The organism is Nocardioides sp. CCNWLW239 (assembly GCF_037137035.1).
Taxonomy (GTDB): Bacteria; Actinomycetota; Actinomycetes; order Propionibacteriales; family Nocardioidaceae; genus Nocardioides.
Window position 1 is genome coordinate 745,439 of the sequence record NZ_JBBBNW010000002.1, and the last position, 14,071, is coordinate 759,509.

At 67.5% G+C, this 14,071-nt stretch carries 8 protein-coding genes; 1 reads left to right on the forward strand and 7 read right to left on the reverse strand.

The annotated features are described in order from the left end of the window. Positions 1 to 80: 80 nt before the first annotated feature. The 3 genes from WBG06_RS09540 to WBG06_RS09550 form a co-directional block, all read right to left on the reverse strand. Positions 81 to 374 carry a WXG100 family type VII secretion target gene (locus WBG06_RS09540; RefSeq protein WP_336736347.1) on the reverse strand — a complete coding sequence of 98 codons (294 nt, stop codon included), beginning with the start codon at positions 372 to 374 and terminating at the stop codon, positions 81 to 83. A gap of 49 nt (positions 375 to 423) precedes the next feature. Further along, positions 424 to 759, reverse strand: coding sequence for a WXG100 family type VII secretion target (locus WBG06_RS09545; RefSeq protein WP_336736348.1), 336 nt, complete (start codon positions 757 to 759; stop codon positions 424 to 426). Positions 760 to 914: 155 nt separating this feature from the next. Next, positions 915 to 2,288, reverse strand: a complete 1,374-nt coding sequence (locus WBG06_RS09550; RefSeq protein ID WP_336736349.1) for an EsaB/YukD family protein — start codon at positions 2,286 to 2,288, stop codon at positions 915 to 917. A 175-nt stretch (positions 2,289 to 2,463) separates the two neighbouring features. Here WBG06_RS09550 and eccCa point away from each other — a divergent pair, with 175 nt between their 5' ends. Beyond that, entirely contained in the window at positions 2,464 to 6,495 is a 4,032-nt protein-coding gene (gene eccCa / locus WBG06_RS09555) for a type VII secretion protein EccCa (RefSeq protein ID WP_336736350.1), read from the forward strand. A 113-nt stretch (positions 6,496 to 6,608) separates the two neighbouring features. On the opposite strand, the gene WBG06_RS09560 is transcribed toward eccCa, so the two are convergent. Genes WBG06_RS09560 through WBG06_RS09575 form a run of 4 tightly spaced genes read right to left on the reverse strand, consistent with a single transcriptional unit; the run spans position 6,609 to position 14,055 of the window. Continuing rightward, positions 6,609 to 8,963 (reverse strand): protein kinase domain-containing protein, encoded by a 2,355-nt coding sequence (locus WBG06_RS09560; RefSeq protein ID WP_336736351.1) that lies wholly within the window; start codon positions 8,961 to 8,963, stop codon positions 6,609 to 6,611. After that, a complete protein-coding gene (locus WBG06_RS09565) occupies positions 8,960 to 11,203 on the reverse strand; it encodes a protein kinase domain-containing protein (RefSeq protein WP_336736352.1) in 2,244 nt (747 codons plus the stop codon). The genes WBG06_RS09560 and WBG06_RS09565 overlap by 4 nt, the downstream gene beginning before the upstream one ends. A gap of 24 nt (positions 11,204 to 11,227) precedes the next feature. After that, complete coding sequence (locus tag WBG06_RS09570; protein WP_336736353.1) at positions 11,228 to 13,714, reverse strand: ATP-binding cassette domain-containing protein; 2,487 nt, start codon at positions 13,712 to 13,714, stop codon at positions 11,228 to 11,230. 5 nt (positions 13,715 to 13,719) lie between these two features. Beyond that, on the reverse strand, positions 13,720 to 14,055 hold the full coding sequence (locus WBG06_RS09575) for a DUF4333 domain-containing protein (RefSeq protein ID WP_336736354.1): 336 nt from the start codon (positions 14,053 to 14,055) through the stop codon (positions 13,720 to 13,722). Between the last annotated feature and the right edge of the window lie 16 nt (positions 14,056 to 14,071).

Here is a 14,071-nt window from a genome sequence, read left to right on the forward strand (position 1 = left end):
GCTGACTTTGCCATAAAACCAGCGACGAGGGGACCGGTGCCCTGCACCGATCCCCTCGTGTTGCGTCTGTGCCGAAGAAGTCAGCCGCCGAAGCCGGCCGCGCCACGGCGGTCAGCGTCGTGCATGTCCTGCTGCGACTGGCCCACGAAGGCCGCGCTCTGCGCGAGCGACTGCTGGATCTCGGCAACCGCACGGTCCCACTTGGCCTGAGCCTCGGCGTAGGCGTTGGCCGCCTCACCGGTGAACTCGGCCTTGAGCTTGTTGATGCGGTTCTCGAGCCCGGAGAGCTCTGCGTCCATCCTCTTCACGCCGTTGCTGAGCGTGTCGATGATGTTGGCCATGTCTCCGTGATTGACCTTGATCTCTTCACCCATGTCAGTTCCTTTCGAAGTCTTGTGTTGGGGACGGAATCTGACCGGGTGGTCAGCCACCCATCTTGAAGGCGATGCCATCCATGTTGGAGCTGACCGACTGCGTCGCCGCAGCAACGTCCTCGTCGGCCCGCGTACCGGCCTTGCGGGCCTCGGTGAGACCGTTCGTGAGCTCGTCGAGCGCGTTGGTGATCTCGCGCGACTTCTGCTCCCAGGTCTGGATGAGGTTGCCGAACGCGTTACCGCCCGCACCGTGCCAGCCCTTGTCCTTGCCCGCCTTGGCCTCGGTCGCAACCGACGAGCTGATGCTCTGCAGCTTGCCCTTGGTCTCGGTGATGTCGTTGACGGCGGTGTTGATCGCCTGGCCTTGCTTCATCTCACTGCTCATGGTGCTGTCCTTCCACCGGCGGAACCGGCTTTCCTAGGTTTGATACCTGTTGGAGCCCGGCTCCCGATGGGCTCCCCCGAGGTCCGGACACTGTGTTCTTACCCCGTCTCCGGAGTTCTAAACACAAAACTCTGAACTTTTTTCAGCCGTGCTGCCTAGCCGCTGAAACCCGACTCCCACAGGTGTCGGAAGAAGCCTGAGGAAACCACGAACGAAGCGATGACGGCGGCACCGCACAGCGACTCCGACCAGTCGGCCCGAGCCGCCCACTTCGCCGAGCGCCAGCCCCGGCCGGTCGCGATCGCCGCGACGATCACCGCACAACCGATCACCACGACTCCCAGTCCCAACCAGGAGACCAGCTCCGGGTCGGCCCAGCCTACGAACGCACGGACCCCGACCGCCAGCGCAATAACCCCGGCGACCCGCAGTACGCCACGCGGCAGCCAGTAGCGATAGCTGCGCGCCGAGAGCAGGATCACGAAAGCGCCCGCCAGCAGGATCAGCCAGGCACCGATCCGGTCCACCGGAGCGGTAGCAGTGGCGACCACGCCCGGCGCGCTCACCGCCACGACGCCGAGGACTGCCCATGAGGCCGCGGCCAACGTGCGAGCGCCGCGGTCGGCCACCTGGGTGACCTCGCCGAACGGGACGGTCGGCGTGCTCGAGGTGGTCTTGGCACGCGCCGACCAGGCCGTCACCGACAGCTTGGAGACGTCGAGAAGATAGGAGTCGGGGACGTCGACGGCGTACGACGGCACGATTCGCGCCGCCAGCGCGGCGGCGGCGAACAGGATCGACCACGGCACCTGCGGGGCGGTGCCGATCAGGGCGCACAACGCGGTCACCACGAAGACCGCCGCGCCGGTCAGGGTCCAGACCTTGAGGGCGGCATCGACGTCGTCGACGAGCGATCGCGAGACGGTTGCGACGACAGCAGCGCTCAGCCCGGCGACGCCGACCGCGATCGGCAGCGTCTCGGGCACCGGGTCGACGGTGAGGACGAAGGCGGCACCGGCGGCGAAGGCCGGCGCGACGATCGCCCGGCGCGCTGCATACGCCCCTGCGGGAACGATGCCGATCAGCGCGCCGAGCGCGAGCAGAGCGGCGATGGCCGGCTGCTGCCAGCCGTCCGCCTGCGCACCGAAGCCGGCGGCGGCAACGGCCAGGAGGGCCGCGAGCCCGACCCAGTAGAAGGAGAAGCTGCCCGCGGGTCGCGGGGCGACCGTCTCCACGACCTCACGACGCGCGTAGGCCTGCGTGGGCGGCGAGTCGGCCGCCAGCAGAGCGCCCGAGGTGACGCCGCGCGAGGCGAGCGAGGCGTCCGGGGCGAGCACGTCCCCGCGCCGGTCCCGGAGCACCGGCGCCGCAGGCAGACCGACCGCGGTGGCGTACTCCCGCGCGAGGTCCGAGGCGTGCGCGTCGGAGGGAACGACGATGTCGACCACTCCGGCGGTGCCGTGGACCGTGATCGCCAGGCCGCCTGCTGCGAGCGCCGGCTCAACGGCATCGGCCGTCTGAGTGGGCATGACACCTCCCGGATGCGTGATGACCCTGTGACAGAGTTCCACATCGGAAGCTCCCACCGCTCGTTTTACCCGACCGGCACGGTAAAGGGTAGTAGCTGGGGTGCGGGCACTCTAAGATCCAGACCACCTGCGGCATCCGGGCCCGCAGGGCGCTGAACCACTCCCAGGGGGACACGTGACCATCGCTGCGACAGCCGGCGGTACCCGCACCGAGGAGCCGGAGGTCCCCGAGGGGGAGCTCGCTCTGAATGCTCCGCCGGCTATCGAAGAGGGCGAGGGCGTCGGCGGCATCCTCATGAACGCCATCCCGATGCTGGGTGGCCTCGGGTCGATCGTGCTCATCGCGACGATGCAGTCCGGCGCCGGCGGTTCCCCGCCGATCCAGCGCTACATCGCAGCCGGCATGTTCCTCTTCGCAACGCTCGGCTTCATCTTCGTGCAGATCGACCGCCAGCGGAAGCAGAAGCAGAAGCAGGTCGGCGGGCAGCGTACGGACTATCTGCGCTACCTGGCCGGGGTCCGGCAGTCGGCACGGAAGGCCGGCGAGCAGCAGCGCAAGGCGCTGACCTGGCACTATCCGGCGCCCTCGTCGTTGCCGGCGATCGCGGAGGAGCGCAGCCGGCTGTGGGAGCGGTCGAACACCCACAAGCGCTATCTCGACGTCCGCTACGGCGTCGCCCACCAGCCGCTGGCCCTGACCCTGGTGCCGCCTCAGCAGACACCGATCGACCAGGTCGACCCGGCTTCGGCGAGTGCGCTGCACCGGTTGCTGACAGTCCACCGGGTCCAGCCCGACCTGCCCGCGGCGACCAACCTCCGCGGCTTCGACAAGATGGAGATCTGCGGCAACGAGGACCAGGCCCGGGCGCTCGCCCGCGCCCTGATCTGCGGGATGACGGCCTTCCACTCCCCGGAGCAGCTGGTCGTCGCCGTGCTCACCTCCGAGCGCAACCTGGCCGAGTGGGACTGGGTCAAGTGGCTCCCGCACGCGCAGAGCGGGCGTGAGGTCGACGCTGTCGGCCCGCGCCGCATGGTGGTCACCAACATCAACGACCTCGGCGCCCTGCTGCCGACCGAGGTCGGCGAGCGTGCCCGCTGGGGCACCGACGACCGGATCCCGGTCCCCCAGGTCGTGGTCATCGTCGACGGCGGGTCCGTCCCGCCGGGCAACCACGTGCTCCCGGACGACGGCATCCAGGGCGTCACCGTCATCGACCTGCCGACCCACTGGGACGAGCTCTACGACTCCAGCCGGGTGCGGTTCCTGATCGACGACGAGGAGCCCGACGAGAACAACACCGTTCCCGGTTTCCAGGTGCGCGTACGCATGGACCCGGTCCGGCTGCGCGTGGACCAGATGAGCATGGCCGACGCCGAGGCCTACGCCCGTCGTCTGACTGCCCTCTACACGGTGTCCCCGGAGGGCTCCGACGCTGCCGCCGAGACCCCGCAGGACACCGAGATCGCAGCGCCGAAGGACTACATGGCACTGCTCGGTCTGGGCGACGTACGCTCCTTCGACCCGGAGGTCGCCTGGCGCCCCCGCGCCAATCGCGACCGCCTGCGGGTGCCCGTCGGTGTCGGCGAGGCCGGCCAGCAGATCTACATGGACATCAAGGAGTCGGCCCAGCAGGGTATGGGTCCGCACGGCCTCGTCATCGGTGCGACCGGTTCCGGTAAGTCCGAGTTCCTCCGCACCCTCGTCCTCGGTCTGGTGCTCACCCACCCGCCGGAGGTCCTCAACCTGGTGCTGGTCGACTTCAAGGGTGGTGCCACGTTCGCCGGGATGGCGGGCATGCCGCACGTCTCCGCGGTGATCACCAACCTCGAGGGCGAGCTCACCCTCGTCGACCGTATGCAGGACGCACTCTCCGGTGAGATGACCCGCCGCCAGGAGCTCCTGCGCGAGGCCGGCAACTTCTCCTCCCTGAAGGACTACGAGAAGGCGCGTACGCAGGACCCCTCGATGGATCCGCTGCCGTCGCTGTTCATCGTGGTCGACGAGTTCTCCGAGATGCTCTCGGCCAAGCCCGAGTTCATCGACCTCTTCGTCGCGATCGGTCGTCTGGGTCGATCCCTCGGCATCCACCTGCTGCTCGCCTCGCAGCGCCTCGAGGAGGGCCGCCTGCGCGGGCTCGACTCGCACCTCTCCTACCGCGTCGGTCTGCGCACGTTCTCCGCGCAGGAGTCGCGCACCGTGCTCGGCGTGCCGGACGCCTACGAGCTCCCGGCGGTTCCCGGCCTCGGTTACCTGAAGCCCGACCCGACCAACATGCAGCGGTTCCGAGCTGCGTACGTCTCCGGGCCACCGGCCGCGGGGTCACGGATCCGCCGTGACGAAGGCGGCAAGCTGCAGGGGATCTTCCCGTTCTCGATCGCCGAGGTGAAGCAGCTGGCGATGCCGGTCGAAGAGGAGGAGCGTCCAGCGACCCCGGTCGTGGGAGCGGACGGCGTCGAGAAGTCGATGCTGGACATCGCCGTCGACCGGATGACCGGCCACGGCACCCCGGCCCACCAGGTCTGGCTGCCGCCGCTCGACATCCCCGACACGCTCGACACGCTGATGCCGGACCTGACCACCTCGCCCGAGCTCGGCCTGCACTCGCCGGCCTGGAAGCGGCTCGGCGGTCTGGTCGTGCCGCTCGGCATCGTCGACAAGCCCCGCGAGCAGCTGCGTGACACGCTCACCGTCGACCTGCGCGGGGCCGCCGGCCACGTCGCGGTCATCGGTGCGCCCCGCACCGGTAAGTCGACCACGCTGCGCACCATCGTCACCTCGATGTCGCTGACGATGACACCGCAGGAAGTGCAGTTCTTCGTGCTCGACTTCGGTGGCGGCACGTTCGCGCCGCTGGCCAAGCTCCCCCACGTCTCCGGTGTCGGCACGCGTTCCGAACCGGACGTCGTACGCCGTGTCCTGGCCGAGGTCTCCGGCATCATCGACCGCCGCGAGGCCTACTTCCGGGCGCAGGGTATCGACTCGATCGAGACCTATCGCACCCGTCGCGCCCGCGGCCAGGCCGACGACGGCTGGGGTGACGTCTTCCTCGTCATCGACGGCTGGGGCACGCTGCGTGCCGACTTCGACGACCTCGAGTACGCCATCCAGGAGATCGCGCCGCGTGGGCTGACCTTCGGTGTCCACATCGTCGCGGCGGCCGGCCGCTGGGCCGAGTTCCGCTCCTCGATGCGCGACGTCTTCGGCACCAAGCTCGAGCTGCGCCTCGGTGACCCGATGGACTCCGAGCTCGACCGCAAGCTGGCCGCGCTGGTGCCGACCGGGCGTCCGGGTCGAGGCATCGTGAAGGAGAAGCTCCACTTCCTCAGCGCCCTGCCCCGGATGGACGGCGACGGCTCCGCCGCGACGCTGGGCGACGGCGTCGACGACCTGATCTCCCGGGTCTCGGCCGCCTGGCAGGGCCCCGCCGGACCGAAGCTGCGGCTGCTGCCGGAGAAGATCACCATCGAGCGGATCCGCGAACTGGCCGGCGTCACCGAGGAGAAGCCCGGCAAGCGGCTGCTCCTGGGCATCAACGAGAAGGAGCTCGCTCCGGTCGGGCTCAACCCCGACACCGAGCCGCACCTGCTCGTCTTCGGCGACGGCCAGTCCGGCAAGTCCTCGATGCTGCGCAGCATCGCCCGCGAGATCATGCGCACCTACACGCCCAAGGAGGCGCAGATCGCGCTGGTCGACTACCGGCGCTCGCTGCTCGGCGAGGTCCCCGAGGACTATCTGGTCGGCTACCTCACCTCCGCGACACAGGCCAACCCGACGCTGAACGACCTCGCCGCCTACCTGACCAAGCGCATCCCCGGCCCCGACGTCACCCCCGAGGAGCTGCGCAACCGGTCGTGGTGGTCCGGTGCCGAGCTGTTCGTGCTCGTCGACGACTACGACCTGGTCTCGACGCAGCAGGGCTCACCTCTGGCACCGTTGCAGCCGCTGATGGCTCAGGCCGGCGACGTCGGCCTGCACGTCATCATCGCCCGCCGCTCGGGTGGTGCGTCGCGCTCCCTCTACGAGTCCGTCATCCAGTCGATGCGGGATCTGGCGATGCCTGGTCTGCTGCTCTCCGGCAACCCGGACGAGGGTCCGCTCATCGGCAACCTGAAGCCGGTCCCGACCCTCCCGGGCCGCGGGCGCCTGGTCACCCGCGACCGCGGCATCGAGGTCATCCAGCTGGCCTGGAGCGAGTCCTCGGTCTGACCTTCAGGCCGGCGCGAACGTCTTGTCGAGACGAACGGCCCGCGACCCTCACCGGGTCGCGGGCCGTTCTTCGCTGCCTTACACCTGTGTTCGGCCGCCAGTGAGTGGACCCGTCACTCGTACGCCCCCGAGGTGGCCTGGCTGTTGATGCCGTTCCGCAGCGGCTTCAGCGCGGTGGTCTTGACATCCGAAACCCCAGGCATCTTCCACTTCTGAACAGAGAACTCACCCTTGCCGCCCATCAGGACCAACGCGGTTCCCTGATGGGTGATGATCGAATCCAGGAAACCGTTGGGGTCGGGTCCCTCATGCAGCAGACCCCAGACAAGGTCGTCCTTGCCGTCACCGTTGACATCGGAGACCATCGGGCGGGTGCCCGCCCAGGTGTCACTGTCATACGAGCTGTGAGCGACTGGATCTGCCAGCGTCCACGAGGTTGCCTGGACGAAAGTCTTCGACGACGGCTCGTAGTCGTACACCGCGATGTCGTCGCCCTCGTTCTCACCCTGATATTCGATCAGCTCATCGCGGCCATCGCCGTCCACGTCGGCAAAGATGGCCGAATGGGCCCGCGTGTGCGCTGCAAACGTCTTCACCGTCTCATCGGGAATCTTGACCTTGTCGAATGACTTCCCGTTGGAGAGCAGCATCTGACCGACGATGATTCCCGGTTCATTGGGACCACTGCCGAAGGAGATGTCAGCCCGGCCATCTCCGTTGACATCACCGGCAGCGAAGTAAACTCCACCGAAAGGCCCAGTCCAGTCCCCGGTCAGCCAGTCCTTCCCCTTGGACCAGGTTCCGTCCTTCTGGCTGAGCGAGACAGTGAAGTGGTACTTCAGGTCCTTGAGCTTGGCGACCTCGCTGTCGTCGGCAGGAAGCTTCTTTCCGTTTCCAACCGAGACCACGGCGATATCGGCGCGCTTGTCGCCATTGAAGTCATCGCACAGGATCGCGAACCGCCTCCCTGAGACGGGGACCTGAACCGATCCGTTCTTGTGCTCCTTGTTGTTCGAGTCGATGGCGATGTTCGAACCACGGCCGGAAACCGTGACTGCATCCTCGATCCCATCCCCGTCGATATCCCCCATCAACTTGCCGTACTGACCCTTCAGCTCCTTGGCCGAGCGAAACGTCTTGCCCGAAGACGAGAATCGAAGAAGGGGTTCGAACGACCTACTTCCGTTGAGCGCTTCGAAACCTGTTCCGAAGACAAGGTCGCCCTTGCCGTCGCCGTCGAAGTCGCCGGTGACCAGAGCCCTCGGCTCAGCGGGCTTGTCCTCGGTGACCCTCAGCGTGATGCCGGTGGCCGCGCCGCCGGCGACAACCACCACCAACGCTGCGGCCGCCGCGATCCACCACCGATTGCGGGCCCGCTTGAGGGTCACGGTCGCCCCCGAGGAGAACCCCATCTGCCGCCCCGTCATGGCCGCGAAGCGGTCTCGGACTCGGATGGCGTCGCTGGTCCGCTGAGCAGGGTCCTTGGTGAGCAGACCGCCCGCGCCGGAGAGCAGGTCGTTCGCCTGCAGCGTGAAGTCGTCACGACCAGGCAAGGTCGGGATCGGTTGGGAGCCGTGAGCCATCGCGGTCTCGACGTCGTTCGCCCCGGTGAAGGGCACGGCCCCGGTCACCAGCTCGTAGAACAGGCAGCCCAGGGAGTAGAGATCGCTCGCCGGGGTGGCCGGCGCACCCATCGTGCGCTCAGGAGCCAGGTAGTCCCAGGCACCCGAGTGGATCCCGGGCCTGGCCGTCGCGGCGTCGTCAGCACGCGCAGCCGCGAAATCAGACAGGTAGGCGTACGGCGGATCGTTGCCGTCACGCAAGAGGACGTTCGACGGTCGCACATCACCGTGCACGACGCCGACCTCCGGCGAATGGATCGCGGCCAGACCATCGGCGATCTGTGCACAGATGTCCGCGGCCATCGGCCCGGGGAGGCGTCCGCGGGCCTTCAGCAGCGAGCCGAGGTCGCCGCCATCGGCGAACTGAGAGACCAGATAGGGGGCACCGTCGCTGGTTCGACCGTTGGTGTAGACACCCATGATGTGGGGCGAGTCGAGCTTGGCCATCAGCGTGGCCTGTTTGTCGAACCGCGACACGAACTCGGGGTCACGTGCGCTCTGCCCGAGAAGCACCTTGATCGCCACTGCCCGATTGAGTCGGGTGTCGGTGGCCCGGTAGACGACCGCACTGTCGTTGGACGCCACCTGCCGCTCGAGTCGGTAGGGCCCGATCATTCCGGGGGTGTCCTGCTGTGGGGCGGTGGCCCCCGTCCCAGCCGGCGGGGGCGGAGGGGGCGGAGGCGGAGGAGGCGGCGCGGCATGGGTGGGCGGTCGCGGCGGCAACTGGGTCGGCGCATCGCTCGGTGGGGACGGGCGGACGGCCCGCGGCCGCACCGTGGTCTTGTCGGGGTCGAACGAGTCGCCCCCGGCGGGCATGTTGTCAGGGGTTCCGGTGGGATCGGTCATCCGATAGTTCCTCCCATGAGGTTGTGCCGATCGACGTCGTCCGGCGACTGCTTCCAGGTCGCGAGGGTGCGCACGGTGAAGTTGCCGTCCTTACCCGCAAAGGCACCGTAGAACTTGTACGGTTCGGTCGACTTGTCGCGAGTGACTCCGACCACGTCGGTCAGGCCGTCGCCATTCAGATCGGCCAAGGTGGCGTCGAATGACGTCGGATGGTCGAACAGATCGCTGGGCGAAGGCAGGTGACCACGTAGGGCCTGTTTGAACGACGACAGGTCTTCAGTCCAGGTGACGATCACGATATCGGTGCCAGCGGTGCCGCCGATTCCTTGCAGCACCAGTTCGTCCCTTCCGTCACCGTTGACATCGCCCGCCAGGAACGCATTGGCCTGACCGGAACCGTTCTCCACGAGGAACTGGTTGAACCCCCTGGTGAACGGGAACTCCTTCGCCATCAGGTCACCGCTCGTCCCGTTGCCGACGTAGATCCTCAGGGTCGAGGTGATCTCCTGCTTCCTCGACGTCGCGGGCCGCAGCCCGTTCCTGTTCATCAGGACCATGTCTGCCTTGTGGTCGCCGTTGAAGTCCCCGATGACGGCTCGCTGACGGTCCTTGTTCGAGTACTTCACAAACAGTTCGGGCGCCTCGAACCCCGAGCCGTTGTTTCGGTAGAAGTAGATTCGGCCTTCCCCCGCCAGGAACCCCAGATCACTGCGCTCCGGATCCGGATCGCCGTAGTCGACCGACATGTACAAGTCGTCGGATCCATCGCCATCGAAGTCTTCGACGCCCATGTCGTAATAGAAGTCCGACCCCTTCATCTTGGCGTTCAGATCCTTCAAGGACGGGGCGTCCACGTGCCCCTCGAACGTGCCGCTGAGCTTCATGCCATCGGCGTCCCGGGCAAGGGTCAACATCGAGTTCTTGTCATTCCCTTGGAAGTCGCCGACGAGCGGGAAGACATCCAGGGCCGGCGCTTCTGGAGTCAGCTGCGGACTGTCCACGTTCACCGGCTTTGACGGAGTCAGGCCTCTGCCGTCCGACGTCCAGGTGATGACATCGACGCCGTTGCCATCCTTGTTGGGGATATCAGTGACGACGTCCCCGAACTTGTCTCCGTTCACATCTGCGTACGCAGCACCCTTGACGGTCGGCACGATCGGCTCCGGGCCGTCCTCGACCCAGGGTTGGGTGATGGCCAAGGCCCCACCGACCCCGAGGGCGGCCACACCGAGCATGGCCGCCGTGACCCGGAGCGGAGTGATCTTGGAGGGACGGGCCTGCTCCTCGATCAGGATGGCTTCGGCCTCGGTGGGTGGCCGGATGGCGGCGACGAGGATCGGCAGGGGGTTCGGGTCGGTCATCGACGGCGCCGGCTGGAGCTGTGGCGGGGAGGTGATCTCGCGGAGCTTCAGCAGGTCGTCCTTGAAGACCGCCGCGCTCTGATAGCGACTCTTCGGGTCCTTCGCCAGCGAGAGCTGGAGGATCCGGTTGGCCTCCTTGGTCCACGCGTCAGAGCCGACGAACTGCGGGATCGGCGCGCTCTGGTGGGCCATCGCGACCTGCACCGCCTCGCCCGAGTATGGGATCTTGCCGGTCAGCGTGAACCAGAGCATGCAGCCGGCGGCGTAGATGTCACGCGAGGGTGCCGGCTGGATCGGCCGGCCCTGGGCGTCACGCTCGTCGCGGATGTATTCGGGCGCCAGGTAGTTCCACGTGCCGGTGATCCCGCCGGCAGGCGAGTCGGAGGACGAGGTCGCGATCCCGAAGTCGCACAGGAAGGCGAAGGGGTCGAGCGGGCTCCCCGGATTGCGCACGAGCACGTTCGACGGCTTGACGTCCTGATGGATGATCCCGGCCTGGTGGGCGTCGTGAAGCGCCTCCGCCACCTGCGCGTTGACCAGGCACGCCAGGTGGGGCGCCAACGGCCCCTTGGAGCGTACGAGGTCGGATACGTCGCCGCCCTTGATGAACTGGGTGACGATGAACGGGCTGCCCTGCTGCTCGCCGATGTCGTAGATCGCGATGATGTGGGGCGACCGGATCTGCGCGAGGGTCTGCCCCTCGCGGATGAACATGTCGATGAACTGTCGGTCGGCGAGGTGGGCGTGCACCATCTTCAGAGCGACCTGCCGCTCGAGCTTGGTGTCGAACGCGTCGTAGACCACGCCCATCCCACCTTCACCGAGGATGCGATCCAGTCGATAGTGTCCGAACACAGCCCCGGGATGAAGCGTCGTCATACAGAGAATCCTTTTCGATGGTCGCTACCGCATTACCTCTGGCTCATGCCTGCGTAGCGAGAGCGAGACGGCAACGAGAATCACGATGGACATGGCTGCCATGATGCCGAGCGCAAGGAACCAGTGGCTCGTCATGTGATACCAGATCGGGTCGACGCGGTCAGGGTCATTTCGGTCCCGGACCAGCATGTTCATGGTGAGCGTGGTGCCGATCCCGCCGAGCCCCCAACGCGCCGGCATGAACCACGAGAACCAGTTGGCGGGCGACCCGAGCAGGGAGAAGAGGGTGCCGCCGAACACGATCTGGAAGATCGCGTACACGACCAGCAACGACATCGTCTGCTCCGACGTTTTGACCGCGGCGGAGATCAGAAGGCCCACGATCATCGAGGTGACACCGAGGAAGATCACCGGAATCGCCAGCTCGAGGATGGTCAGGGGACCGAGCACGAGACCCTTGTCCGGCAGACCTCGGATCGAGCACGCGATGAGGGTCATCACCAGGCACTGGACGGCCGTGATGGCACCCAGGACGAGGACCTTGGAGGCGATGTAGGCAGACCGGGACAGCCCGACCGCGCGCTCTCGCTCGTAGATGGAGCGTTCCTTGATGAGCTCGCGCATCGAGTTGGCGCAACCGGTCAGGCACGCGCCGATGGCAAGGATCATCGCGACCACCGTCGCGGTCGAGTTGGGGATGATGTTGCCGAGCTCGTCCGGCTTCAGCGGGAGCAGGTCCTCTTCCGGCTTGATGATGAGCGACACCAGACCGAGCACGACCGGGAGCGCGACCATCTGGAGGACCAGGCCACGGTCGGCGGTGATCACCGAGAGGTAGCGACGTACGAGCGTGGTGACCTGCTGCAGCCAGGACTGACGCTTCTGGCGTTTGGCCGCCGTGGCCACCGCGGCATGGGCCGGCGGAACCGCATCGACGTCGGCGACGTACCGCTGATACTCGGTGGACCCGTGCCACTTGCCGCCCCAGTCGGCGTCACGATGGTTCTCGAAGTCGGCGAAGACGTCGGCCCATTCGCCGCGACCGAAGAACGGCAGCGCTCCCTCAGGCGGACCGTAGTAGCCCATCGCCCCGCCAGGAGCCATCACGAGCACCCGGTCGCACAGGTGCAGCTGGGCGACGGAGTGCGTGACCACCAGGACCGTACGTCCGTCGTCGGCAAGTCCGCGGAGGAGGCGCATCACGTCGCGGTCCATGCCCGGGTCGAGACCTGACGTGGGCTCGTCGAGGAGGATCAGGGACGGCTTCGTGAGGAGCTCGACGGCGACCGAGACCCGCTTCCGCTGACCACCCGAGAGCGAGGAGATCTTCTTGTCGGCATGGACGTCGAGCTTGAGCTCGCGCAGGACCTCGCTGATCCGCTGCTGCTGCTCCTCGGCGGACACCTCCGCAGGGAACCGCAGCTTGGCGGCGTAGTGGAGCCCTTCGTTGATGGTGAGGTCCCGGTGGAGGATGTCGTCCTGCGGGACCAGGCCGATCCGTTGACGAAGCTCGTCGAACTCGGCGTAGAGGTTGCGGGCGTCGTACTCCACGACGCCCTCCGTCGCCGGCTGATAACCGGTGAGGGCCTTGAGCAGGGTTGACTTTCCGGAGCCCGACGGCCCGATGACGCCGACCAGCGACTTCTGGGGTGCCCGGAAGGAGACGTCGCGCAGGATCTGCTTGCGCTTGTCACCCTTGCCGACGACCACCGAGAGGTGGCGGGCCAGGAAGTCGACCTCGCCCGTGTCCTGGTGGGCGACGAGCAGACCCTGCTGGAGGCGAAGCGTCGTGTGGCCCACCCCGAGGATCGAGCCCGGCTGCAACGGCGCGGTGTAGCCCTTCGGCATCCTGGCGCCGTTGATGAAGGTGCCGTTCCCGGCGCCCAGGTCGCGAGCCATCACGGTGCTGTCGGGGTTGGTGATGATCTCGACGTGATGACGAGAGACCAGGAGGTCTCCGGCGATCACCAGGTCGTTGTCGGCCGCGCGACCGACCCGGATCGTCTGTCCCGGGACCAGCGGGCGGGGCGCGATCGGACCGTTCCCCTGGTGGGCACGGCGAGCGGCTTCGGCTGCCTCGAGGGCCGCGACGTCCCCGTCCCCTGCCATCACGGTGGCCCCGTCGTCACCTACCGGCGGCGGAGGCGGCGGAGGTTGCGGAGGTGGTGGCGGCGCGGGCACTGGTGCGGGGACCGGAGCGGCGACCACATCCACGCGGACCCCCGGCTCGACCGCGTCCTCCGCGCCACCGAACCAGACGACGGTCCCGGGGACGAGGGCGACCGCTTCCCCTGCCGGGATCCGACGGCCGTCGACATAGGTGCCGTTGGTGCTGCCGACATCGGTCAGCATCCACCCGCCCGAGGCGTACGCGACCTCCCCGTGCCGCCACGACACCAGGCCGTCCGGCAACGTCAGGCCGGCGTCCGGGTCGCGCCCGACCGTATAGCTGGTTCCGTTGGTGAGGTGCCGCTCCTGGCCGCGCACCTTCACCACGAGTTCCGTGGTCATCGGCCCTACTTCTCCAGCAGCTTCGCCAGATCGACGTCGTATTCGAACTCGGGCTTCGCCCCGTCGATCGACGCGATCCTGACCGTCAGGCCGATCTCACGGTCGTCGATGACGGTGAGGGTGCAGGTGGCTTCGCCGCCCACCTCGAGCGGCATCCCACCCGGGCAGTCGACCTCCTTCGGACGCAGGCCGACCTTGTCGGCGATGCCGTCGGAGACGGCCTTCTCGACGGTCTTCTCCGGGACGCTCGGGCCGCCGCACGCGGTCAGCGCGTACGCAGCGACCGCAGCGATGGCGAGCGCGACCGGCCCGCGCGCCCGCGTCGAGTTCAAGACGGACATGGTCATCGTGGCTCTG

Coding starts and splice junctions, on each gene's coding strand:
- WBG06_RS09540 (WP_336736347.1), bottom strand. CDS start 374: ATGGGTGAAGAGATCAAGGTCAATCACGGAGACATGGCCAACATCATC.
- WBG06_RS09545 (WP_336736348.1), bottom strand. CDS start 759: ATGAGCAGTGAGATGAAGCAAGGCCAGGCGATCAACACCGCCGTCAAC.
- WBG06_RS09550 (WP_336736349.1), bottom strand. CDS start 2,288: ATGCCCACTCAGACGGCCGATGCCGTTGAGCCGGCGCTCGCAGCAGGC.
- WBG06_RS09560 (WP_336736351.1), bottom strand. CDS start 8,963: ATGACCGATCCCACCGGAACCCCTGACAACATGCCCGCCGGGGGCGAC.
- WBG06_RS09565 (WP_336736352.1), bottom strand. CDS start 11,203: ATGACGACGCTTCATCCCGGGGCTGTGTTCGGACACTATCGACTGGAT.
- WBG06_RS09570 (WP_336736353.1), bottom strand. CDS start 13,714: ATGACCACGGAACTCGTGGTGAAGGTGCGCGGCCAGGAGCGGCACCTC.
- WBG06_RS09575 (WP_336736354.1), bottom strand. CDS start 14,055: ATGTCCGTCTTGAACTCGACGCGGGCGCGCGGGCCGGTCGCGCTCGCC.